The 25369-nt window shown below is 33.1% G+C and carries 24 protein-coding genes; 9 read left to right on the top strand and 15 right to left on the bottom strand.

Annotation, left to right across the window (positions count from 1 at the left end):
* The first annotated feature begins 1 nt into the window (after nucleotide 1).
* From EIG86_RS03445 to EIG86_RS03415, 7 genes are all read left to right on the top strand, one after another.
* Entirely contained in the window at nucleotides 2-1924 is a 1923-nt protein-coding gene (locus tag EIG86_RS03445) for a BatA domain-containing protein (RefSeq protein ID WP_127844747.1), read from the top strand.
* 5 nt (nucleotides 1925-1929) lie between these two features.
* Nucleotides 1930-3177 (top strand): dihydroorotase, encoded by a 1248-nt coding sequence (locus tag EIG86_RS03440; RefSeq protein ID WP_127844746.1) that lies wholly within the window; start codon nucleotides 1930-1932, stop codon nucleotides 3175-3177.
* On the top strand, nucleotides 3167-3520 hold the full coding sequence (locus tag EIG86_RS03435; RefSeq protein WP_127844745.1) for a hypothetical protein: 354 nt from the start codon (nucleotides 3167-3169) through the stop codon (nucleotides 3518-3520). The genes EIG86_RS03440 and EIG86_RS03435 overlap by 11 nt, the downstream gene beginning before the upstream one ends.
* Nucleotides 3521-4177 carry an alpha/beta hydrolase gene (locus EIG86_RS03430; RefSeq protein ID WP_127844744.1) on the top strand — a complete coding sequence of 219 codons (657 nt, stop codon included), beginning with the start codon at nucleotides 3521-3523 and terminating at the stop codon, nucleotides 4175-4177.
* A gap of 27 nt (nucleotides 4178-4204) precedes the next feature.
* Complete coding sequence (gene udk / locus EIG86_RS03425; protein ID WP_127844743.1) at nucleotides 4205-4813, top strand: uridine kinase; 609 nt, start codon at nucleotides 4205-4207, stop codon at nucleotides 4811-4813.
* 122 nt (nucleotides 4814-4935) lie between these two features.
* Nucleotides 4936-5346 (top strand): hypothetical protein, encoded by a 411-nt coding sequence (locus EIG86_RS03420; protein ID WP_127844742.1) that lies wholly within the window; start codon nucleotides 4936-4938, stop codon nucleotides 5344-5346.
* A 216-nt stretch (nucleotides 5347-5562) separates the two neighbouring features.
* Nucleotides 5563-5766: a dodecin family protein gene (locus tag EIG86_RS03415; RefSeq protein WP_127844741.1), complete on the top strand. Its 204-nt coding sequence runs from the start codon at nucleotides 5563-5565 to the stop codon at nucleotides 5764-5766.
* A gap of 358 nt (nucleotides 5767-6124) precedes the next feature.
* On the opposite strand, the gene EIG86_RS03410 is transcribed toward EIG86_RS03415, so the two are convergent.
* The 15 genes from EIG86_RS03410 to EIG86_RS03340 all read right to left on the bottom strand — a co-directional run bounded on the left by EIG86_RS03410 (nucleotide 6125) and on the right by EIG86_RS03340 (nucleotide 23209).
* On the bottom strand, nucleotides 6125-6898 hold the full coding sequence (locus tag EIG86_RS03410) for a sulfite exporter TauE/SafE family protein (RefSeq protein ID WP_127844740.1): 774 nt from the start codon (nucleotides 6896-6898) through the stop codon (nucleotides 6125-6127).
* Nucleotides 6899-7037: 139 nt separating this feature from the next.
* Complete coding sequence (locus EIG86_RS03405) at nucleotides 7038-7958, bottom strand: M14 family metallopeptidase (protein ID WP_127844739.1); 921 nt, start codon at nucleotides 7956-7958, stop codon at nucleotides 7038-7040.
* 25 nt (nucleotides 7959-7983) lie between these two features.
* A complete protein-coding gene (locus tag EIG86_RS03400) occupies nucleotides 7984-9033 on the bottom strand; it encodes a glutathione synthetase (protein ID WP_127844738.1) in 1050 nt (349 codons plus the stop codon).
* Nucleotides 9033-10877, bottom strand: coding sequence for a flavohemoglobin expression-modulating QEGLA motif protein (locus tag EIG86_RS03395; protein WP_127844737.1), 1845 nt, complete (start codon nucleotides 10875-10877; stop codon nucleotides 9033-9035). The genes EIG86_RS03400 and EIG86_RS03395 overlap by 1 nt, the downstream gene beginning before the upstream one ends.
* Nucleotides 10878-11026: 149 nt before the next feature.
* Nucleotides 11027-12049, bottom strand: coding sequence for a sodium:calcium antiporter (locus EIG86_RS03390; protein WP_127844736.1), 1023 nt, complete (start codon nucleotides 12047-12049; stop codon nucleotides 11027-11029).
* A gap of 142 nt (nucleotides 12050-12191) precedes the next feature.
* Nucleotides 12192-12722, bottom strand: coding sequence for a macro domain-containing protein (locus EIG86_RS03385; protein WP_127844735.1), 531 nt, complete (start codon nucleotides 12720-12722; stop codon nucleotides 12192-12194).
* Nucleotides 12723-12813: 91 nt separating this feature from the next.
* Nucleotides 12814-13920, bottom strand: a complete 1107-nt coding sequence (locus EIG86_RS03380; RefSeq protein ID WP_127844734.1) for an AI-2E family transporter — start codon at nucleotides 13918-13920, stop codon at nucleotides 12814-12816.
* Nucleotides 13921-14020: 100 nt separating this feature from the next.
* The gene (locus tag EIG86_RS03375; RefSeq protein WP_240032170.1) at nucleotides 14021-15184 is read right to left on the bottom strand and encodes a baeRF3 domain-containing protein; all 1164 of its coding nucleotides are present in this window, start codon (nucleotides 15182-15184) and stop codon (nucleotides 14021-14023) included.
* A 300-nt stretch (nucleotides 15185-15484) separates the two neighbouring features.
* Nucleotides 15485-16297, bottom strand: coding sequence for a non-homologous end-joining DNA ligase (ligD, locus tag EIG86_RS03370; protein WP_127844733.1), 813 nt, complete (start codon nucleotides 16295-16297; stop codon nucleotides 15485-15487).
* Nucleotides 16294-17220 (bottom strand): non-homologous end-joining DNA ligase, encoded by a 927-nt coding sequence (gene ligD, locus EIG86_RS03365; RefSeq protein WP_205030454.1) that lies wholly within the window; start codon nucleotides 17218-17220, stop codon nucleotides 16294-16296. The genes ligD (EIG86_RS03370) and ligD (EIG86_RS03365) overlap by 4 nt, the downstream gene beginning before the upstream one ends.
* A 77-nt stretch (nucleotides 17221-17297) precedes the next feature.
* Complete coding sequence (locus EIG86_RS03360) at nucleotides 17298-17894, bottom strand: DNA polymerase ligase N-terminal domain-containing protein (RefSeq protein WP_127844731.1); 597 nt, start codon at nucleotides 17892-17894, stop codon at nucleotides 17298-17300.
* On the bottom strand, nucleotides 17884-19383 hold the full coding sequence (gene mqo / locus EIG86_RS03355; protein WP_127844730.1) for a malate dehydrogenase (quinone): 1500 nt from the start codon (nucleotides 19381-19383) through the stop codon (nucleotides 17884-17886). The genes EIG86_RS03360 and mqo overlap by 11 nt, the downstream gene beginning before the upstream one ends.
* A 67-nt stretch (nucleotides 19384-19450) precedes the next feature.
* Nucleotides 19451-21919, bottom strand: coding sequence for an erythromycin esterase family protein (locus EIG86_RS14205; RefSeq protein WP_205030453.1), 2469 nt, complete (start codon nucleotides 21917-21919; stop codon nucleotides 19451-19453).
* A gap of 2 nt (nucleotides 21920-21921) precedes the next feature.
* Nucleotides 21922-22551, bottom strand: a complete 630-nt coding sequence (locus EIG86_RS03345; RefSeq protein ID WP_127844729.1) for a protein-L-isoaspartate(D-aspartate) O-methyltransferase — start codon at nucleotides 22549-22551, stop codon at nucleotides 21922-21924.
* 301 nt (nucleotides 22552-22852) lie between these two features.
* A complete protein-coding gene (locus EIG86_RS03340) occupies nucleotides 22853-23209 on the bottom strand; it encodes a hypothetical protein (RefSeq protein WP_127844728.1) in 357 nt (118 codons plus the stop codon).
* 440 nt (nucleotides 23210-23649) lie between these two features.
* Between EIG86_RS03340 and EIG86_RS03335 the strand changes: the two genes are divergently transcribed.
* Both EIG86_RS03335 and EIG86_RS03330 read left to right on the top strand, forming a co-directional pair.
* Nucleotides 23650-23982, top strand: a complete 333-nt coding sequence (locus tag EIG86_RS03335) for an FtsB family cell division protein (RefSeq protein WP_127844727.1) — start codon at nucleotides 23650-23652, stop codon at nucleotides 23980-23982.
* Nucleotides 23975-25369, top strand: a complete 1395-nt coding sequence (locus tag EIG86_RS03330) for a methylmalonyl-CoA mutase subunit beta (RefSeq protein ID WP_127844726.1) — start codon at nucleotides 23975-23977, stop codon at nucleotides 25367-25369. The genes EIG86_RS03335 and EIG86_RS03330 overlap by 8 nt, the downstream gene beginning before the upstream one ends.

Genomic DNA, 25369 nt, shown 5'->3' with positions numbered 1-25369 from the left:
AATGATTTTAGAAAAACCAGATGTCTTATATTTCTTATTTCTACTTATTATTCCCATTTTGGTGCATTTGTTTCAGCTGCGCAAATTCAAAACCACAAAATTTAGCAATGTAGCCTTACTTGAAAAAATTATTATTCAGTCGCGAAAAAGCTCGGTTATTAAAAAATGGCTGACACTTATCGCAAGATTATTAGCACTCGCATTTTTGATTTTAGCTTTCGCTAAGCCTTTCCTACCAAATACTTCTGAAGCTACCAAACCACAAGAAGTTTTCATTTTTTTAGACAACTCCTACTCTATGGCTTTGCCTGGAAAGCGAAATAATTTGTTGGAAGAATCCAAACAATCGCTGTTGGAAAATTTAGACGATAATCAAAAATTTTCTTTGGCAACTAACAATAATCTCTGGCAAAATGTCACTAAAAAAGATATTCGCGCTGAGATTTTCGATATCGATTTTACGACTTCAAAATTCAGTTTTCAAGATATTATTCTGAAAGCCAACAGCGTTTTCAGTAAAAGTAAAAGTCAAAAACATCTTTTTTTGATTTCAGATTTTTTGAATTTTGATGCTGAAAACATCAAAGATTTTAAAGCTGATTTTGAAGTGAAATTAATTCAAAAAACGCCTGAAAATTACGACAACTACTTTTTAGAATCAGCGACTTTAGCCAATGATGGGAATTCAAAAACAATTTCTGCGTTAGTCAAAAAAAATCAAAACAATAATAATGATATTACAGTTTCCATTTTCAATGAAGGTAATCTTATAGCCAAAAATAGAACAGATTTTGGTGACAAAAATAGAGCTGAAGTCAATTTTGATATTGGTAATCAAAGCTTTAAAAATGGAAAAATAAGTATTGAAAACGATAACATTGCTTATGATAATGATTTGTTTTTCAGTATCAATGATGATCAAATCATCAATATTATTTCCATTTACGATGAAGATGAAGCTAAGAATAATTTTCTGAAAAAAATATTTCGTCAGGATCAATTCAACTTCAAATCCGTTGCACTTGACCAATTTAATTTTACAGAAATAGAAAATGCAAATGTTCTAATTCTAAACGAAATTGAAAACATTAATACAGCTTTGAAAAGTAATTTAAAACGTTTTGCCGACAATAATGGTAGTTTGGTGGTCATTCCAAATCAAAATAATGATTTGGAAAATTTCAGAAATATTGGTGCTTTATCTTCAGTATATTTGGATATGAACCTCAACAAACAAAACATTACAACAATCAATTTTGAGCATCCAATTTTAGAAAATGTATTTTCTGAACGTATAGAAAATTTTGATTATCCGTCTACTGAACAAAATTTCAAAATAAATAATCGTTTTAATAATGTGTTGAGCTATAGTAATAATGATGCATTTTTGGCGGAGAAAAACAACACCTATGTTTTTGCTAGCGCCTTAAATCCTGAAGCATCCAATTTTATCAACTCACCTATTGTCGTGCCTGTGTTTTATAATATCGCACAGCAAAGTGTAAATATTCCGCAACTTTATGCTACAATTGGCGAAGAAAATACGATAACGGTAAATGCTAATTTGGGCAGCGATGAAGTTTTGAAATTGTCCGGAGAAAATTCAAAAATAATTCCTCAACAAAGCAGAATCGGAAACTCTATTGAAATCAATACCCAATACAATCCCAAAAAACCAGGAAATTACAAGTTGACTTCTAAAGATTCAACCTTGCTGCATTTGAGTTTCAATTTTGACAGAAGCGAAAGTGAATTCAACTTTATCAACACCGCAAATTTTAAATTTGACCAATACAATTCGGTTGAAGAAGTTTTTGATGCTTATTCTGAAATGAATAAAATCATTGAGCTTTGGTTTTGGATGCTTATTTTTGCACTTGGATTCTTTATAATAGAATTATTATTACTCAGATTTTTAAAATAAAGACAATGTCAATTCTTCTAAAATCAGCTACAATTCTGGACAGTGATAGTCAATATCACAAGCAAACCAAAGATATTTTAATCAAAGATGGTTTTATAGAAAATATTGCTGACGAAATCAACGGTGGTGACCAAATTATAGATAAAAAAAACCTCTACATCTCATGCGGATTTTTTGACAGTTCAGTGAGTTTTGGAGAACCTGGTTTTGAGGAACGAGAAACATTAGAAAACGGCGTTGCAACCGCAAGAAAATCTGGTTTTACAAGTATTTTTCTAAATCCGAATTTGAACCCGATTACAGATCGAAATTCAGGGGTGAAATTTTTAAAACAGCAAACCAATTCTAAGGAAATAGACTTACACCCGATTGGTGCTATGACTAAAGGTTTTGACGGAAAAAATTTAGCAGAATTATTTGACATGGCCAATGGCGGCGCGATAGCATTTTACGATTTCAAAAAACCGATTCAGAACGGAAATCTTTTGAAAATAGCTTTGCAATATGTTCAAAGTTTTGGTGGTTTAATTTTTTCATTCCCGTTAGATCAAAATATTGCTGGACAAGCGCAAGTAAACGAAGATGAATTTACCACTTACATCGGTCTAAAAGGTATGCCAGCTTTAGCAGAAGAAATTCAAATAGCAAGAGATTTGAATATCCTAACTTATACCGGAGGAAAACTTCATATACCAAATATTTCAACTCAAAAATCGGTAGAATTGATAAAGAAAGCAAAAAATGACGGGTTGAATGTCACTTGCAGCGTAGCAATTCACCATTTATTTTTCAATAGTAATGTTTTAGGCGAGTTCGACAGTCGCTATAAAGTTTTACCGCCTTTACGCACCGAAGCCGACCAATTGGCGCTGGTTGAAGCTGTGCAAAACGGAATTATAGATATGGTTACCGCAGACCACGAACCGATGAATGAAGAATTTAAAACCTTGGAATTTGAAAATGCTAGTTTTGGTAGTATTGGCTTAGAATCGGCTTTTGGCGTATTGAACACTATTTTCGATAAAGAATTGACCGCTGAATTGTTATCCAAAACCAAATCTAAATTTGGTTTAAAAAATTCAAAAATAGAAATTGGAGCGGAAGCAGATTTAAGTTTATTCAATCCAGAATTAACCTATAATTTCAAAGACTCACATATTTTTTCAAAATCTAAAAATAGCATGTTTTTGGGTGAAGAGTTGAAAGGAAAAGTTTACGGAAGCATTTATAAGGATTCATTTTATGAAAATTAAAAAAGAAAGAAAAGGAAAATCTGCTGCAATTGTGGCTTACTTTACTATTTTCGGTAGTATTCTAGCACTTTTGTTGAATAGCGACGAGAACAAAACCGACTTTGGAAGCTTCCATGTTAGACAGGGTTTAGGCATCAATTTAGTATTTATTTTTCTAGGTGTGGTTGTTAACGGCATCTTCGATTTTTTAAGTGAAACACAAAATATTATGGTTGGTTTTGCTTTTTATTTATTTTATTTCATATTATGGATCTACGGATTTATAGCCGCTGTAAGTGGAAAAAAGCGTGAAATTCCTATCATCGGAAATTTAAGTCAAAAAATATTTAAAAATTTAACCTAAATGACAACACAAAATTTATCATTAACACATTTGGTCAGACCTTCTAATCTTGATACAAAAGCACCGCTAGTATTGATGTTACACGGTTATGGCAGTGATGAAAACGACTTGTTTTCTTTCGCCAGCGAATTGCCTAAAGAATATATTGTAATTTCACTGAAAGCACCACATCAAATTCAACCCTTCGGAAATGCTTGGTATGCGATCAATTTTGATGCACAACAAGGAAAATTCAGCGATGTTGAACAAGCCATTGAATCTAGAGATTTGGTTAAAAAATTCATTTCTGAAGCAAAGGAAGCTTATCCAATCGACGAGAAAAACATCACTTTATTAGGGTTTAGTCAGGGAACGATTTTAAGTTTTGCATTGGGACTTTCGCATCCAAAATTGTTTAAAAATATCATAGCTTTAAGTGGTTATATTGATCAAAATATGATTGAAGCCGGTTACGAAAAAAACGATTTTAGTCATCTTTCTGTCTACAATTCACACGGCGCCTCAGATCAGGTTATTCCTGTAGAATGGGCTAGAAAAAACAAGCCGTTTTTAGAAAAATTGAATATCGATATCAATTACGAAGAATATCCTGTTGGTCACGGTATCAACCCACAAAATTTTATGAGTTTAAAAAAATGGCTAGCTGAACATCGCTAATCACTCAAACAAAAACTAAGAATAATTATGCTTATAATTGGTATTGCCGGTGGCACTGGAAGTGGAAAAACAACAGTAGTCAATCAGATTATCAACGAACTTCAACATGATGAAGTCGATGTGATTTATCAAGATTCTTATTACAAAGATTTGTCGCATTTACCAATGGATGAACGTGTGAAAATAAATTTCGACCACCCTAAATCTATCGATTTCGAATTACTGGTCGAACATTTAAAAATCTTAAAAACTGGCCAAAACATTGAGCAACCAGTCTATTCTTTTAAAGCGCACAACCGGACTCATGAAACCATAACTACTAAGCCTCGAAAAGTTATGATTGTGGAAGGTATATTAATTTTCACACATCCTGATATTCGCGATATGTTCGATATTAAAATTTTTGTTCATGCTGATAGCGATGAACGTTTGATGAGACGCTTGAAACGTGACATTTCTGAGCGTGGTAGAGATTTAGATGAAGTGCTAAATCGTTATAAATCCACTTTGAAACCAATGCATCAGCAATTTATCGATCCGACAAAAGAGTATGCCGATATTATTATTCCTAATAATCGTTTCAATACGGTTGCAATAGATATCGTTCAGACAATTATTAAAGAACGGCTCATTTAGTGCATTAAGAGGGAAGAAAATAGCACTCTAATTATTTATTTATCATATATTTAATTATAAATTTTGAAAGCAAATACAAATAAATATTATTTTACCTAATTTCAGTTTAAATCGTTTTAATTATGACAAAAATCCATTATAGTAAAGCCAGATTGAAAATTAATTTAAGAGTAGCAATTGTACTTATTTCACTAGGAATCATATTAGTTTCACTTTCATTAATTATTGGTAATTGGAAAAACATTTCACTAGATGCTATTGGTTTTGGACAAATTGGCGGGGGACTTTTTATGTTATTGGTTTATTACTTTGAAAAAAACAAACAATACCTGAGTCTGAATAAAGGCGAATTAATCAAAAACACCCTGTTTCCAAAGAAAATAAAGCTCAAAGAAATAGTATCGATTAAAGAATTTGCTGGTGATTTAAAACTGATTTCTGCAAAGAATGAATTTGTTATTGATACTCAAATTATAGAAACAAATTCACTATTGAAACTAAAAGGTGAGTTGGAAAATTATAATCTGAAATAAAACAATTTACAAAAAGAACTTACGTATTTTAGTGTACAGCTTATTCAAAATCAAATAATTAAAATCCTACTGAATAATTAGCATTTTATAAAGCTAAAAACCAATTTTTATTTATTTTTTAAGATAAATTTTTAAGATTGTGTTATATTTCATTAAGTATGTTTGATTTACCTCTACTTTCATTAAATTAGATGTGAATCAAAAAAAATATTAATTATGAGTATTGTAAAAGTTATAGAAGTCATTGCTACTTCAAACAAAAGTTTTGATGACGCAACCCAAAATGCAGTAACAGAAGCGTCTAAAACCGTTAAAAACATAAAATCAGTTTATGTTAAGGAAATGAACGCTAATGTAACAAATAATCAAATAGTTAATTATGCAGTAAATGCAAAAGTTTCTTTTGAAATAGATAGTTAAACTAAAATGACTAGCCATAAAAAGCGGAAAGATATTTTTTAATCTTTCCGCTTTTTTAATGTATTATGATTCAGATTAGTTCAATGATTTGCTTTGCTTCCTTCCAATTTCTTCAATTGCAGATAAATACTAATGAATATTGAGGAGAAGTTTAAAGCTTGATAGTTGGCAAAAATTTAGATTAGTAATACAAATCACTAAAATTTTACTTCGAAGCCGATTGAACTTCAGTTTTTGATTCGACAAAAGAATATCAAATATTTTTAAACGTAATAATCACTTTTAATACAGTTCTAATAGATATCGTTCAGAAAATTATAGAAGATGGCTTATTTGACTAATTTTTCATTTTATTCTATTAAAAAAACTTTTGAATTTGGTCGAAAACCAATAACACACCGCTAATAACCATTATCGCAATCACAAACCTGAGGAAGGTTTTGCTTTTCATTTGTGAAAGAAATTTCTTTCCAATTATATTCCCAATAGTTGCTCCTATACCTAAAACTATTCCATAAATCCAAAATTGATCGCTTAACAGTCCAAAAAAAGTATAACTTCCAATTTGTGAAATACCCATTAGAAATGAGTTGGCCGTCTTTGTTGCAATGAGTTTTTCTTTATCGAGTCCAAGATTTAAATAAAAAGGATTGAGAACTGGACCTAAAGCGCCGATAATTGTTCCTAAAGTTGAAATCAACAAGCCTAAAGGAATAAAATGCCACAGTTTTACTTTGAATGAACTCTTTTTATTTCCAAATTTATATTGCCAGATGGTGCTTACAAGAAAAACACCTATAAATATTTGAAGCCATTCAATTTTCAAATTGTTGAAGAACCAAGCACCAAGCCATGCACCAGAAATAGCTGCTGGAGCATAATAAAGACAAACTTTCCAACTTATATGTTTCCAAAAGATAACTAAACGGGCAGGACGACCGATAAAAGTTCCTAAATTAAGAACTGGCGCAGTATTACTTACACCTATCATCCAGTTTAGAAATGGAACTAAAACCAAAGCGCCTCCACCGCCTGAAATCGTTGAGATCAAAAATGCTGCAATTCCTAAAACAAATAATAAAATGCTAACATTTAACTCCACATCTGAAAAAACCGACGATAAATATTCCATCTATTTGATTTTCGATATCATCATAAAAGAAAAAATTAGCTTTTTTTTTCTTAGATAAATGTATTCATTTAGTTTAGGTTAATGCAAAATTTAATATTTATGCTTTACTAAACTTTACCTTTAGTTTTCAAAAATATAATCACTTCCCTTCTACTTCTTCAATCACAAAAAAAGCATCATTACCCTGAGATTGATAGAGTGGCATAAAGATTCTAGCATCCCATTTACTTCTCACCTCATTACCGTTTTGCTTTGCTAAAAGTTCTCCTTTACTTATTTTTTGGAAATTTTCGTAGCCAGGTTCCATCTCAAAAATATCGGAATCTTCAAGACCGTGACGATGGATTAATTCAAAAGTTTTCTGCTCTGGTGCATTCTTTTTCGCAAATCTATTGACACATTCTGGGTATGTTTCAATCTTAGAAAGATCGAGCTCGCATGCTTCTTTTAAAGCTAACCAAATCACACCTTCATGATTTTCTACTGAAGTTTCGTCTTCATGTTGTCCAGCTTCAAAAACAAATCCTGTAATACCTATCCGACTCAAATAATGGTCAATATCACCTGTAATTATATCACTAAACCCTCGAATAATATAAGTAGGGAATTTGTGTGCCCATTCATCATTGTCATTCACAACCTGAACTGAGATATATGGGAGGCTTGGTGAGGATGTGGTATGACAATCTAGAAAATAGCGTTTGGTAAAGTTTTCTTCTGGGAATTCTTCTAAAGTCTTAATAATTTCCCACATTTCTTTTTGTTCATGGGTTTCAGAGATTTCCTGTTCTATGTTTTGTTTAGTCCATACTCGATTGAGATCCTCGTCTATATAACGCTTATTTTTATTGAGCGCTTTCTGGTTTCCAGAAACCCCAACCAAAGTCCCTTTAATTTCAGGTTTGGTTTTCTCTAATTGTTTGAAAACTTCTTCTAAAGCTTCTACACCACTAGGTTCGTTACCGTGAATTCCTGCAGTGACAAAAAGTAATGGTCCTTCTTTGTTACTCGTATATTTTCCAATTACTCTAGATATGTGTTGATCTGAATGTTTACTCATAATTTGTTAATTTACTATTTTAAGATTAGTGCATTCCTGCGATCTCTTTGTTGGATAATTGATGACCGTATAGTTTTTTATATTCAACCTTTCGTTCTATAGCTTCAATTATAAAAGGAGTGAAATCTGGTAGACCTATATCATCAAAATGTTCCATGCCTCCTGGACTCAGGACATTGATTTCTATTAATTTGTCTTTGACTACATCCAAACCAACAAAAAAGAATCCATCACTAATCAATTTTGGAGCTGTCAAATCAACAATGCGCTGCATTTCTGGGGTAAGGTCACTACTATCTGCTGTGGCTCCAAGTGCGAAATTACTTCTAAATTCTCCTTCACCACTAACGCGTCTTATGATAGCTTGTGTACCGTCTTTTTCCATAACTCGACCATTTACCAAAAGTATTCTAACATCACCATTTTTAACTTCAGGCAAAAACTCTTGTGCAATTATATACCCGTTTTGGCTTATGGTTTCAATAATTTGATTGATGTTTTTTTCATTTTCATCAATAAGAAACACATTTTGACCACCAGAACCTTCTAAGGGTTTTAAAACAATCTTCTTGTTATTTTCCTTCCAAAACTTCAAAATATCCTGTTTGTTTCTGGTAATTAGAGAGTTGGGTTTTATTTCCTTCGGTAGTTCTTCAAAATAAAGTTTATCTATAAAAGCATGAGAAAGCGCAAAGGCATCGTTTAGAACCAAAACACCTTGCTGTTGCATCATTTTTCCAAAAGCTACTCCAGCATGTTCTGCCCATCCACGTCCAGATTCTTCTTCTGTCGGATTGTTCCTTATGAAAAGAACATCCAGAGTATTTGCAGTAATATTTTTTTTACGTGCTTTTGAACTTTTTAGAGCCTCCAGAAATTTTTGAGGAGATTTAGTATTGGTATTTTTTGGCACTTGAGTACTATTAATGGTAATTGGCTCACCGTGTTGAAAGTTAAAATCTCCAACTCCCATGGCATAAACCTCATGCCCGCGATTGTGGGCTGTTGTCATTAACATAATTGAAGTTCCAAACCTCTCGTTTTCAATATCATTTAATACAAAGCAAATTTTCATTATGTTATCATTTTTGAGATGGGTAGCCCATCTCTGATTAATTTAATTTTTTCTTTAAAATTTTGAGTGGATAAATAACTTGGTTTTAAGACCCCTGACATCAACACTTCTCTTTCAGTTAATTCTTTAATAATTTCTGTGTGCTGTAATGCAAACTTTCCTGAGAGTAAAGATTCATAATCTCCTTTATTTTGAAGATGCTCCCTAAGTTGAACTAGTCCTTTTAAATAAATTATGTCTTTCAAGAAGCCTCCACCTTGCATAATTCTGGATGTAATATTGAAAGCTCTCTGGGCAGAGAATCCATAGTTCATTTTTAACAATCTGAAAATTTCAATAAAATTTGCACCTTCTAATCTCGCTGAACCAGCAATTACCCTACCTGCTAATGTTCTCAATCTATTTGCAGTAAGTCCATTTACCATAAATTCAGACATCACTGCAAGTCCTTCCTGAAGCGGATCGTAATCTGCTAAACCACCACTCAATAATTCCAAGGGTTGAGAAGTTCCATTGTGATAAGTTAAAATATGAGTCCCAACTTCATGCTGAATCAAGGCATTAGCCTCAATTTTGAGCATTTTGTAATCTGAAGGTATATAAAGCTCACCCTTATTCACCATTATAATATTCACATCTTTTCTTATGTGAACTTTACTTTTGAAGCTACTATCCTGTTTTGTGAAATTATCAAATTCTTTGCGTGCTAATGCTCCAAAATCTTCAGCATTTATTTTGACACCTTCGTTCTCTTCATCAGTTTCACTTACTTCATCAAGAATTGCTTTGGCTTCGCGATTGAGTTTTTGAGTTATCCCTTTATAAAGTCTGATACTGTTGTAAAAGAAATTGGGTGTTCCGCGTTCATTCAACATTGTAATTTGCTGGTCCAACTCTTCTCTCTTTTCTCTAAAAATATGAGACATGGCAGGATCATCAATATCTTCGATTTTGAGGTTGTAGAGTTTTCTTTTTAAAACATCAGGATCTATTGGAAGCAAGCGATAATGGTAATCTATAACTTTTTCAAAATTATTTTCAAAGAAAGTGTTTTTTATATCTCTAATATTCGCTGGGGAAACTAGCCATAAAAATTGATATGATTTTTCTATGCTTGCCAAAGCTTTGTCAATCTCAAAGACCTTTTCTTTCAGGTGTCTTCGACCTAATGCTAAATGGCTTTCAACTCCACTGGTAGTCTGGATACGCACATAATCAAAAATTGCTTTATGTATACAACTTATAAGATAATCCTTAAACTCTCTTAAAAAAACAGGGTAAACTTTATTACTTTCATCACGGTAAACTGCTGGGATTTCGAGGCCAACAACCACTGATCCAGAACGTTTAGCTTCCTCGATACTTAAAAGCTCTCTATCTCCTTCTTTTTGTCGATGGGGCGTATCTTTTATTTCGGTCTTTACATCGAGGCCTGAATATTCTTTATTTATATTATTCAAACCCTTTTCTAAGACATCAACCGTGCTACTTATTTTTTGAACTGGTGCTTTTATTGTAAATGTATTTCTAGAAAGACCTGTATAAATTTCAAAAATCATATAAGATTTGAAATTACCGCTTAGCGTATTTGCAAGAGCATGGACTAGTTTCCGATAATTTTCAAAACTCTCATTCCCAATTAAAAGATATGAAGCTTCACTTATAATTAATCTTTTTGTGCCAGGATCATTTTTTCTTGCTCTATAAACTACCAAATAGGGCAAATTATCTTCAATATGAATTAATCCATTTCCTGGAAGTGAAGCGCTAATTTCACCTTCATCTTCAAGAATTGTTAAAATCTGTTTAATAGATTCCTCTGTTAACTCAGATATTTTACGCATTTTATTTTTATTGTTTATTTTTAGATAAATATTATTTAAATTAATCTACTGTTTATAAACGCATAACAGATTTACGATTTGAATGAACAATTCTAAATTTAAAAATAAAACTTAGGAAGTTAAGGCTTAAAAATCACTTTGGGATTTATTTAAGAAAAAAAGAAATACAAGAATATATTTCCAATTATGTAAAGTGCCAAAATCAAAGTACTTTCCCAACCGATATTAGCAATTCCTTTTCTTTGTCTATGCAACAATCCCATTACCAACACACTAACCATTAGCATCGTTAGTGCAATAATAAATGATTGATCGGTTTGAATGTTGTGTAAAATGCTTCCATCCTGATAGGCTATATCTGAAAATGCAACAAAAAGTACATCGAAAGAATTACCGCCAATAACATTGCCTACTGCCAGTGCTAATGCCTTTTGTCTTACAGCTGCCAATGTTACTATAAGTTCGGGTAAAGATGTTGCTACAGCAGTCATTAAGGATCCTACAAAACCTTCACCTAAATCAGTTTCATTCGAAATTGTGATTCCAGACATTGCAATTGCATAACCCGATCCGCCCACAAGAACAGATAATAATACGAATTTAATTATAAGGTTCTTCAAATTTATATCTTCGATAGCTTCTTTATCTGGTTTATCTTCTACTGTAGAAACTGTTATTTTGGGATTCCACATTGGTTTTTCTTTGGCTACTGCAATCATTCTTGATCCAACTAAATACACAATAATAATAATGTAAGATATAGGATGAATATTGAAAACTGTGAAGTTAGGACTTACTATACCTAAAATAACAAGTGTTAATAAGCCGATCAATAAGACACCTTGCATCAGGTTTGCTAAAGATGCTGAAGCATGTTCTAAATTTATCTTTCTATACGAAATATCTGCTATAGACAGAAAAATTGTCTGCGCCGCAATGCCACCGATTGCATTGCTAATTGCTAGTTCAGGATGATTATTATAAGCCGAAGATACTGAAGTGATTATACCTGCAATTGAAGTCACTCCACCCAAAAAAACAGCACCTACAAATGCTTGACCTATTCCAGTTTTATTTGCAAGTTGATCGGCATATTTTGTCAACGTTGTACCAGCAAATATGATAATAATTGTAGAAATTATGAAAATTGAAATGGCTAAGAGTAAACTCATGTTTTGAATATACAGTTATTTTTCAAATGAAAAGATGTTGGTAACAATCTGCGAAAATTAATATAAACTTGAATCACATTTTAATTCAAATAAATAGTTTGAATATTAGATTGGCTAAAACTTAAATTTAAAAAAAACTTGCTCATCTATGACGGAATAAATTTTCTTTATAAATCTCTAAATCTTTATCCGCATAGAGTACAAACCGAATTTTTTCTAAAAATTCTAATTTGGGAATCATTTCCAAAATAGTTTTAAAAGCGACATCTGTAGCATCCTGAATGGGATATCCAAAAGCACCTGTAGATATAGCTGGGAAGGCAACCGATTCTATTTTGTGTTTTTCACAAAGTTGTAATACATTTTGATAACATTTCGCTAGAATTTCATTTTCAGGTTGATCTTGACCAAAAACAGGTCCTAAGCAATGAATGACATATTTATTAGGAAGTTTATGACCATCTGTAATCACAGCTTCACCTGGTTTGATTGGAGCCAAAGACTTACATTCTTCTTCCAAACCAGTTCCAGCAGCTTGATGTAATGCACCTGCTACTCCACCGCCTGTTGTAAGTTCAGCATTTGCAGCATTTACTACAGCTTTGATATCTTTTTGTCTTGCTATATCGCCTTTTATACATTCTAGTGTAATTCCTGATATTGTTTTTTCCATGATTTATTTTTAATTAAAAAAGTTAAACTGTTTTTCAGAAAATCTTGGCCTTTCGTTTCTAATAAATATAAAATTTCTGACAAAATGCAATTCAATCTTTAGTAATCCCTTGAATTTTATTTTTCAATTGTTTGAACAAACTTTCATTGTTTCCAGAACGCTCATATCCTATTAAGAATCCTAAAGGTTTGAGTCCAGATGTATTGTCAAATATTATTTTCATTACACCGAATAGTGGCACAAACAAAATAAGTCCAGCGAATCCCCAAATAAGGCCGCCCAGAACTATTGCTATAATTACAAATAACGGACTTTGTTTAACTTCAGATCCAATAATAATAGGTTCTAAAACATAACTTTCTATAAGTTGAATAATCAATACAATAATCGAAAATGATAAAATTTCAGTAGAATTATCACTAAGAACCAACATAAAAAGTATTGGGAATAACCCACTTACAAAAGGACCTATATATGGTATTATGGTAATTAAAACACCAAAAATGATAAGAAGCGCAGAGTATTCTAAATCGTAAGCCAGAAAAGTAATTGTATACATTACAGCCAAAACTAGCATTACCTTTACTCTTCCCCATAAGTAGCGATTAGCAACATTTTTAGCTTTATTTAAAATTGTTGCTATATTTTGCTTTTTCTTTTCAGGCACGTATTTCATCAAGAAATCTGTAAATTTATCACGGTTGATAAGGATTAAGAATACATAAATCAACATGAGTAAAAAACTAAGCAGAATGTCGATGAAATCGTTCAAAAAACTTGAAAGTTGCTTCCTAATTTCTTGAATCATTCCATAGAGGCGCTCTTTGAATACTTCCTCTTGTTGTTCTAGTGTAATGCCTGTAGAATCGACAATTTGTTGTCTCAAGCTCTCAACAAAACCGAGAATTTCTTCTTTCCTTTCCAAGAGGTCATCTATAAAAACGCTCAATTGTCTGAATAAAAGAAAGAAAATCCCACCGACAACAATAAATAAAAATAATGTACTTATAAACGATGAGAGAATTCTGCCTAAGTTCATTTTTGTTTCACAAAACTTACTGATTGGTAGAACTAGAGTCGTAAAAAAAATACCAAAAGTCAATGGAATTAAGAATGGCGCACCATAATACAATCCTAAAATAAGTAGAAAGCAAAACAATAAAAAAGTATTTATTCTTTGTAGTTTATTCCTGACCATTTTTTTCTTGATTTTGAAAAAGTTTTGCTTTCAAAAACAATAAATGACAGGAAATTAAGGAGGAAAATCACCTGTCATTTTTGCTTCATGAAAAAGACTATTAATATCTATACACAGCATTTACCTTTTTATGGTTTTCATCTGGCATTTTTTCTTTTTCCATAATATATATACTGCCGCCTTTTTCAAATACTTTCACAGCAATAAGGTTCAGTAAGGATATATTTGTATCTGTTTCTTCAACTTCAACATTTGCTTCTTGACTATCCTTATCATAATCACCAAATATTTCTGCACCATTCTGAACAAAAAGACTGTCAATTCTACCTTCAATGGCCGCTTTGATAATCATATTCACATCTGCAGAAGCTTTTCCAGTTCCAATATATTCTGAATACAAATCTAACTTTTCCTGGCGGGTCTTGTCAAAATACGGTTGTAGTAAATCCCAGGCTTCGTCATGAAGTTGATTAATATTCTTATCATCAGGATTTCCTGAAATATGTTCTGAATATAAATTCTGATAAGTGTTGACTTCTTCATAAATTGGAAACTGAAAGTCTTGACAGCAAACCACTAAAGGCGGTCTTTGGTCATCATGAACCATTGTCAATATTCCATCGTTAACTGCCCTGAAATAACGCTTCATTTCATTCAATTCTTCAGCGTCACCTTCGCCAGAACCATGATACATTCCAGCTTTCATGTTTCCTTGTTGTTCAGATCTGAACTGCAGATTTTTTTGTTCGTAATCGTAGCCAACAACATCTTGCAATTGAGAAGGAACTTCCTCTGGTGTAATTACTTCTGTTATAGTATTTCGAGTGCCTTCAAAAAACTTGACCTCATCAGATTTCAAAGTGAGCAGGTAAAAAAGTCCGTTTCCATTGAATAAAGGCATCAATGGTTTTAAATAAAATTCTGTTGAAACGTAATTGAATTCTTCAAAGAGAACCGGAACTGTGTATTTTTTGAATGTATTTTTAGAAAGGAAAATGGCTAAACCATCAGACTGATGTCTCCAAAATTCACTGTCGTTGATCAATTCAGCTACAGGTTGGACAAACTCTTCGATTTCTTTATCACTAAAATCATGAGATTTCAACTTGGCTTTAACTTCTTTTAGTTGAGTTTTAAGTTTGATTTTGTCTTGTCCTTCCAATGTTTCTTCTCCTCCACGATGTGTTGGAATAAAAATTGAAACACAAAATGAACTATTTTCATCTGCTAATTTTAAAACTTCATTTTTTGTAATCATTGCCATAAAATTTGTTTTTTTGATTAAACGTTTTTTTGAAAATTTTTAAAATAAAATATTCTTATAGATATTTATTTACAATTTTCAAACAGAATTTGATCTATCTTTTGCATAAATCATTAATGAAAAATGAATTCATTAATTATAATAAATGCACTGTTTTCAAATTAATAAACGCAGCACTTTCTACCTTGGGTTTAAGAATATTTTAAGTGTTATTAAATAAAATCTTTTGAAAAAACAAACATCGAAACTTCATAAGTCAATCTAAGTCGATGTTTTTGGAAATGCTTAGATGTAAAACCATTAATATTTTTGCCCCAGACGCCTAAAAATATTTTCTTGTGTATAATGGTCTCCTTTCTTGATTTTTGATAATTCATTCCATTCTAAAGGTGTGGCAACTCCAGCTGAATTTATAGGTCGTAGTGAATATGGACATACTGTAGTTTGACCGTAAGCATTTCTAAGATAATCAACGAAAATCTTATGATTTCTTTTTTCTTTTCGGGTTGCCGTAGTGAGAATGTTAGGATGTTTTTCCTTCATTTTTTCTGCCAGTTCTTTTACTTCTTCTCTGCGGTCATCAAAATTTTTATAGCGATCTACAGGATACCAAACGTGCAGCCCTTTTTTACCACTGGTCATAAGACGTGGTTCTTTCCCCTCATTTATTAATAAGTCTCTAATTTTACCAGCAGCAGTTTTTACTTTTTCAAATGAATTTTCAGGGGGATCCAAGTCAAAAACAACCTTGTCCGGTTTATTTAAATTATCTTGAGTTGCGAGCCATATATGAAATGTAACAGTACCCTGATTTGCCAGGTATATGAGCGTTTTTTTATTATTACAGACAACCTGTAGATTGCTTCCATTTTCTGTTTCAATCGAGACAGTTTCTATAAAATCTGGGAAATAGTCGGCTGCATTTTTTTGAAAGAAACCACCATCCTCAATTCCGTCCGGAAAGCGCTGGAGCGTGAGTGGGCGGTTTTCCAGATAGGGAAGCATTTTATCGGCAATTTTCTCATAATATCTCACCATTTCCAGTTTGGTGATGCCTTTATTTGCAAAAATAAGCTTATCGGGATTTGAAATTTCGATGTCCTGTATTTTCATTTGGGTTCTTCTTTTACGACCTCTTCAGGTTCTTTGTCATCCCGCATTCCCAGAAATCGGGGATGGCGTAATTTATTATCATCTGTCCATTCTGTAAAGCCGAATTCTCCCACATATTTCGGCTTTAGCCAGTGGTAATCTCCGTTATTATCGTCATTGAAATCTTCAAACGGACTCGTGTCAGATTCTATGTTGTCAAATTTCTTTCGCCATTTGGCTAGAAATTCGTCGTTAAATCCAGTTCCTACCTTTCCGGCATATACAAGAGAATCACCTTCATAATAACCAACAAGCATGGCGCCAAATCCAACTCTTTCACCTTCCGGTTCTGAAAATCCTCCTATGACCAGTTCCTGGCCTTTTGAACATTTGAATTTCAGCCATTTTTTACTTCTGCTGTGTACATAATTAGATTTGCCATCTTTTGCAATAATTCCTTCCCAGCCTTTCCTGCAAGCCTCTTCATGGTAACTCTTTCCAGTCTCATTGCGATGTGATACAAACCGAATCGGATCCTCCCAATTCATTACTTTTTTCAGAATTTTTTTTCTGTGCTTTAGGGAAAGTTGGTTAAGTTCAAAGCTGTCATAATATATAATATCAAAAATATACAGATACACTTTTACTTCAGAATCTAAGGCGATATCTCGGTTTTTTATTTGCAGCCTGTTCTGAAGCTTGCTGAAACTGCTTACATTTCCATCAAAGGTTACTATTTCTGCATCGAGAATCATATCAGAATAACTATCATCTTTAAGAGCATTTTCTAACTCAGGATAAGTATTGTTTAATTTTTTCTCATTTCTGGAATAAATACCACATTCTCCTTTATTTAGGACGATAATACACCGCTCACCATCAAGCTTTCTTTCGTAAATCCAATCGGGATCGTCAAAGTAATCATCCGTGAGAGTAGCGAGCATAGGTTTGACAAAACCTGAAAAATCCTTCTTTTCTGCTTTTTCAAATTCTTCCGGCTCCAGGATATCTTTTAAAGAGTTCATGATTCGCTCTCTTCTTTTTCAATTTCATTTAATGTCCTACCGCTTTCTACACTTTTGTTTTCTGTACTGGTAGGATTACGACGGGCATCGGCTTTATCATCATCCATTTTGATGAGTAGCCAGTTGCCTTCCATATCTCCGCTTTCCATTTCTACCAACGCGTAACCGCCTTTTATTTTTTCTCCTTTTAAATTTACCTCAACCGTACCATTTTCATAAGACTTTTTAAGGCTAATGAGATTACCGTTATCATCTTTCTTGATGTTTTCAAAAGTTCCTTTATCCCAAATCATGACTGTTCCTCCGCCGTATTCATCTTCAGGAATGACTCCTTCAAAATCTGCATAATCCAAAGGATGATCACCGGTTGGAATAGCCATCTGTTTATCACTTGGATCTGTACTGGGTCCTTTTGGAACTGACCAGGATTTTAAAGAGTCATCAATCTCAATTCTGAAATCGTAATGAAGCTGATTTGCATCATGCTTTTGAATCACAAAAATTGGCTGATCACCTGAGCTCTTCTTACTATCGCCTTTTGGTTCATCGGTTTTATTGAAGTCTCGCTTTTCTTCATAATCTTTATTTCCCATAATTCTTTTTTAATTTTAATTGCTTACTGCATTCCTCCCGTACTTTTCTGAAGTCTTCTTCATTTCCTTTTACAGACTTATTCCAAAATGGAATCATGTTGTCTAGTTTATCCTTATTTTCTTGGGAGGCAAATAAATCACCATATTCTTCTTTTAAGATATCCAGGCCTATTTTTACAGCGGTAGAAGCTCCCGGCGAAGCTCCAAGCAAGGCTGTTACTGTGCCGTCTTTATTGGAGACTACCTCGGTTCCAAATTCCAGACTCGCTCCTTCATCTTTGTTTTTTTTAAGAATCTGTACTCTTTGTCCCGCAGATTCCATTTCCCAATCCTCAGGTCTGGCATCTTTTATAAAATTTCTCAATTCTTCCATTCGCTCTTCTTTTCCATGTGATACTTGCTCAACAAGATATTTAGTGAGGTCGAGGTTTTTCCAAAAAGCACCAAGATAAGTAGGGATATTATCAAAATTTATAGAACTAACAAGATCGAGAGGGGAACCTTTTTTAAGAAATTTTCCGCTAAATCCCGCGAAAGGACCGAAGAGCAATAATTTCTCTCCGTTAACATGCCTGCTATCGAGATGAGGTGCAGACATTGGTGGGTTGTCTTCACTTGCTTTGGAGTAAACCTGGGCATCGTGTTTTTCGATAAGTTCCTTCTTATTCGATATTAACCATTTTCCGCTTACAGGAAAGCCTCCATAATTATTTTCATCCTCGATTTCGGCTTTCTGTAATAAGGGCAGAGCTCCTCCGCCTGCTCCTATGAAAATCTTTTTAGTTTCATAAGTAAAACTTTCTTCATCAGATTTCCCCTTAACAGTCCAGCCCTTGTTTTTTCTGTTTACATCTTTTACTTCATGATTTACTAAAATATCGACTTCAAATTTATCTTTCAAAATTTCAGTAAAACGCTTAGTTACATATTCAAAATCAATTTCGGTGCCCTCAACAATTCGAGTTGCTGCAAGAGGTTCTTCCTCATTTCTTTCACGCATGATTAAAGGAAACCACTCCTGTAAAGTCTCGAAATCTTCGGTATATTCCATGTCTTCAAATTCCACATGTTTTTTCATCTCCTTATACCGTTTTTTGAGAAATTCAACCTGCTTTTGATCATGTACCCAACTACAATGCGGACTTTGATATATGAATTTCTCAGGATCCGATAAAAAATCTTCTCTTAGGAGGTAAGACCAGAATTGCTTGGTAAGTTCAAAATCAAAGCATACATCCAGAGCTTTGGAAACATCAATTTCATCATTTTGCTTTTCAGGGGTATAATTTAATTCGCAATTACCAGCATGTCCGGTTCCTGCATTATTCAATGTCTTCGTGCTTTCCTGTCCTGCTTCTGAAAGTTTTTCCAGAATTAAAATTTTTGAATCAGGATTCAATAACTTGAGCATTAATACATAAGTTGTACTCATAATTCCAGCACCAATGCAGATTAGATCGTATGTGTTTTCATCAAGTTGTTTACTCATATATTTTAGTTTTCGACTTAAAGCTTTTAGATTCTAATTGGACTATTCTATTTGTATTCAGTTTAGTTTATATTCCAAAAGGATAGGTCTCGGGAAGTTTAGAATCTTCTACAGAAATATCTATATGATTTAGAGCTTTACTGTGATCAAAAAATATAAAATGGTCGTAGCGTTTATGAATTAAAGTTGGCACGTAGTTACCAAAACGCTCATGTTTTGGATTGTAAACGACTCCAACAGCACGATGAGGTATTCTATTCTGAAGTTCTGGGTTATTCTCCAGATGTTTACAGTCTATATGAAATTGATCTCCGGCTTGATGACAAAAGTCTTCCCAGCTATTTTCGCGACCTTCTGGTAAGTCCATTTCCTCTACCTGAGCACCCCATGCGTTTCCTGCAAGTACACTTCCTTTATAAGAGCCAAAGCCTACAAGAGAAACCTGATCTTTTCCATATTCTTGGCGTCCTAACTCACCTATATTGTATAAGCCTTGATCTCCCATATCTGTGTAAGAGGCATCTCCTATGTGAGTATTATGTGCCCAGATAATCCCTTTTGCATCTTCTCCATGGAAATTCATGAGCCTATTGAGGGTAATCATCATATGTTTATCACGAATATTCCAGGTCGATTCGCCTCCGGATGCCATAATTCTATAATATTTTTCTGCATTTTTAGCAACAACCGCATTTTGTTCTGCACTAAAAGCGTGTTCAGGATCGGAGTTGTAATTTGTTACATTTTCGCGGATTTCTGTCAACATTTTTATGACTTCTTCTCTGCAACCTTCAGGCACCATCCTGGTAGATAACGCGTACTTTTGACCATCACCACCACGATGAGGTTCAAAACATCTCATCGCAGTTTTTGCGGCTTCATAACCGGAATTATCTTCATCTTCCAGATAGTCCATGATAGCATCCAGCGATTCCCAGAGGCTATAAACATCCAATCCATAAAAGCCTTTACGATTTTCTGAGGACAAATCTTTATTATATTCTTTCAGCCACTGAGCCCACTCATGTACTTCCCAATTTGCCCACATCCAGGACGGCCAGCGTTCAAATTGCTTTAAAGCATTTTTTGTTTCTTTTATGGCATCGTCATAATTTTTGATATGCCTATTGAGTTCATAACACGGTGGCCAGTCTCCTTCCACGGCTACAAAATCGAAGCCGTGTTCATCCATTAGTATTTTAGAGATCTTGGCTCTCCAGTTATAGTATTCGTGTGTGCCATGAGAAGCTTCACCCAACATAACTATTTTCTTATCTTTTATTGAATTAATTAAGGCTTTCAGATCTTCCTTTTCCTTAAATTCATTTTTATGTTCTCTCAAGTTTTCAATTATAGATTCTTTCATTTTCCTTTTTTTAAATTCGATTAATTTATTTAATCTTGTGTAAGTATCAGGATTTTCAGCTGCGAGCAGACTAGATGCTATGCTCACTTCGTTAATATCTAAATGATCCTGATAGGTGCGAGCTTTCTTGTTCTCATCCTTCAGCCAAAAGTTTTCAATTTCTTCTGCTAAAGACCAAATGCCTGAATGGATATCAGGTTTCAACCCATTTTCTTTCAGAAAATTTAGATTTCCTTCCAAGCACCTGAGTCCAAGAGAAAGTCCGCATTCACGAAAAGGCAGACGGTAATTTGCCGATTCTTCTGCCCGAAAGGATTGATGAAACCAATCGAGTCCCTGTTCAGCATTTCTTAATAGTCTTTTGGAATTGATAGAATCGGGTAGGGAGATTTCTTTTTCAAGTTCTGCTGCGCGGATAACGTTCAGTAACAAACCTCCAATGCCAAGCGCATCGGTGGTTTCCCAGTTTGATGATTCACAGATTTCCTTCAATTGCTCTATATAAAGATCGAATTCATTATCATGGAAATCTGTCATTTCTTTAATCTGCAGTGCACAGAGCAAACCTTCCAATGGGTCATGCGCTCCCATTCTCGGTATAAGAGGGCGAGAGAGATCGACACTCATTTTCCAGTTCATGTTGAGATTTCTGTCTTCTGAAATAAATTTGGATCCTGCCAGACTCAGTTCTGAAGCCCACTTGGAAAACTTCTCTTCTTCAAGCTGCTCTCCAGCTTTAAGAAGAGCATTAATCCATCGAGTATGGTAATGAAAATACTGGCCATCTTTCTCCCATTCCAGTCTTTCATTAAAAGCTTCATCCTCACGTCGCTCCAGATCTTTTTTTCCTATTCGAAGTCCGTTTATCGTAGGATGCTTTTCAGCTTCATCTTCCTGTAAACCACTTATCCAGCCGTCTCTATCATCGTTTTCTGCATATTTACCTAATGTATGATGCACTTTTTCGATTGTGATTAACGCATGGTCTTTATATATGTCTTTATTCGTTAGCCTGGAAAGATTCAAAAAATTGAGCACTGCAAAAGCATCTGTCCAGAGATACCTTCTGCTGGAATTTCCCTGTTCTTTTGAAATTCCTGTTCGCTTTGCAAAACCTTCCATAAGGGTGATTGCTTCATCCAGTCTGTCTGATGTGGTTGATGTACTCATGATTATTTATTTTCTGCCTGACCTGTCATAGGTACAAATCTTACCATCAATAAGGTTTCTTCTTTATATTCGTCCTCACTCACGCGCTCAATGCGGACCAGCTTTTGAGAAGTCGTTCCTACGGGAGCCAAAATTTTACCGCCAATTTTCAATTGTTTTTTGAGAGTTTCCGGAATTTCGGCTGGAGCAGCTGTAAGTTGTATCGCATCAAAAGGTCCATTTTCAGACCATCCTTCATATCCATCGTCATGTTTCATTTCAATATTATCGTAGTCTGTTTTTTCGATGTTTTCTTTTGCCATTTTGCTTAGCCATTCTATTATTTCTATAGAATATACTTTTTTGACTAGTCTCGATAAAACGGCGGCATTATAACCACAACCGGTTCCTATTTCCAAGACGGTATCGCTTTCTTCCAAATTTAATTCCTGGGCCATATAGGCCACTATGTAAGGCTGACTAATAGTTTGAGATTTCCCTATAGGCAGAGGGCTGTCATCATAAGCTCTGTCTTTCTTATCTTCCGGAACAAACAATTCTCTATCGACTTGCTGCATGGCATCCAGAACATCTTCATCTGTGATATCTCTTCCTTTTAATTGATCTTCAATCATTCTCTTTTTCGTGCTCATAATTTTGTTTTTGATAATGTCAATTAGCTATAATCAGGCATTAATTTAGAATTAAGGCTTAATATAAAGATTATAGATAAAAATTACAAGCTATTGATCTTAAATAGATTATAAAAAAAGATTATATTATAGCTTCAAATAGAAAAAGTTAAGGGAAGAAAGTAGACAGAAATTATGCTCAAAATTCTTAGTAAGAAGCTTATAATCGTTAAAAAAATAGAGTAAACTTGTATATTTAAATAATAAAATATATTGAATTCAATAATTTGATATTTTGAATTTTATTTAGTCAGTTTTAGCTTTAGATGTTTTTAAATATAATACTTTCTTCAAAATTGTCGTTTTTTAATTCAATCCCTGAATTTTCTATATAATCTAAGGCATTATTGAAAGTAGAATTATTTTGATTCACATAATAAATATTAAAAACTAAACCTTCATTAATAAAGAATAAATTCGCATTTGGGTCAATAATTGCCTTAGAGTCTAAATAGGTATTTTCTATAAAATATTTTTGGGAAATCAATGCTCGTATTTTTTCCTTTTCTTCATCGTTTAAATATGGAAAGCTGATTTGTTTTAGGAAAAGTTGTTTATTGTAAAAATGGTATTCTATTCTGGTCTTAATATCTCCAAAATATTTTTTATAAAAAAACACCTGAATTTTTGGCGAAAAGTGATTAGTGAATATATATAAAGGTTTACCAAAATATTTCTTAATATGCTTATTATTGCATTCATTAAACATATAATCTCTGATGCTTATGTGAGTGGAAGTTTTAAAAAAATATTCTTCATTTAAATTCTCTTTGATTTCGTTATAATACCTAATAGTCTTTTCATCTTATTAGACTAGAATATGAGTAAGGTTTAAAATACTCCAACTCATTTTTTCTGGATTTTCTTTGATTCAAAAATGACTTCAATTTGTTTAATTTTTTAAAATTCAATTTGAACAAAAATAAATTTAATAAAAAAATACGTTTCTATTTTAACAAAAATTAACAAGCAAATTCTTCACCTAAAAACTTCTTATTTCAAAACTCTGATCAAAATTTATATTAATCCAATCACAAAAAAATACGTAATTTTGAATTTATGAATTACAAACAACTTAAATCCAAAACTTGGTTCAAAATATTGAGCAATAAATATGTTTTGGTATTATTTATTTTTTGCATTTGGATGTTGTTTTTAGATAGTAACTCATGGCTTGTTCACAGAGAGCTCAACCAAGAAATTGATGAAATTGAAGCCAATCGAGAATATTACATCAAAGAAATTGAAAAAGATAAACAAACTCTGGAAGAACTAGATGACAGTCTTGAAATAGAACGATTTGCTCGTGAAACCTATTTTATGAAGCGTCCAAACGAAGAAATATACATCATTGAATATGAAGATAGCTTAAAATCAAAAAACAATGACTAAAAAATTATTTGAAGAATTTGAATCAGTTTCAGCGAAAGCCTGGAAACAAAAAATACAAGTTGACCTGAAAGGCGCTGATTACAACGATACTTTAGTAACAAAAACCGATGAAGGCATTGATATCAAACCCTTTTATCATCGCGATGAACAGGATGAAAACTTCAAACTTCCACAAACCCAACATTGGTTAGTCACAGAAAAAATTTATTTAGAAAACACCGATATTTCCATTGAAAACGCCAAAGATGTAATCAATCGCGGTGCAGAAAGCCTTTGGATTATCATTCCAGAAGCTGACACAAAAAAGTTATCGTTTTTTGAAGCTTTTGACCAAAATTCAACTCAATTCTATGTTGAATTTTTATTTTTCGATATCGATTTCATGAAAAATTTTCACGAAACAATATCAAAACAGAACTTGAACCTCAGGTTTGGAATTGACCCTATTAATCATTTAGCTTCAGATGGAAATTGGTTTAACTCGCAATCTCAAGATTTTGAAGATCTTTTAAAAATCAATGAAAATTCAAAATTAATCAATAACATTAATGTTGACGCTAGAATTTATCAAAATTCAGGTGCAAATATATCCCAACAACTAGCCTATTCTTTGGCTCATCTGAATGAATATTTCAATCTTTTCAATAATAAAGAATATAAAGTTTTAAATGTCAACTTAGTAATTTCAGTTGGGGCTCACTATTTTATGGAAATTGCCAAAATAAAAGCCCTAAAACTTTTGGTGGAAAGTCTAGCTTCGGAATATAATTTCAAAGTTGAACTCAATATTCTCGCCGAACCGAGTTCTAGAAATCATACAATTTATGATTACAACATGAACATGTTACGCACCACGACAGCTTGCATGAGCGCTATTTTAGGTGGTGCAGATTGGGTAAACAACCTTGCGTATGATGAGATTTTCCACAAACGCAATGAATTTGGCGAACGAATTTCTCGAAATCAATTGTTGATTCTAAAACAAGAAAGTTATTTCGACAAAGTCAAAAACCCCGTAGACGGAACTTATTACATCGAAAGTTTAACCAAAGAATTGGCAGAACAAGCCTTGTCTGTATTCAAAAATATTGAAGCTGGCGGCGGGTTTATTCAACAGTTATTCGAAGGAAAAATTCAAAAGAAAATCAAGGAAAGTGCGGACAAAGAAATGAAGAAAATTCAATCGGGAAAATCTACTTTGGTCGGCACAAATAAATATGTGAATCCCGAAGACAAAATGCGTAATGATTTGGAATTATATCCATTTTTGAAACAAAATAAACGTAAAACTTTGGTTCAACCAATTATTCCTAGGCGATTAGCTGAAGAAATAGAACAAACACGTTTAGACGAAGAACAGAAAGCATCTTCAACTGAAAATCGATAA

Origin of the sequence: Psychroflexus aestuariivivens, assembly GCF_004010055.1 — a bacterium.
Taxonomy (GTDB): domain Bacteria; phylum Bacteroidota; class Bacteroidia; order Flavobacteriales; family Flavobacteriaceae; genus Psychroflexus; species Psychroflexus aestuariivivens.
The sequence above is the reverse complement of the archived record's forward strand: the minus strand, read 5'-3'. Positions and strand labels throughout refer to the sequence as shown.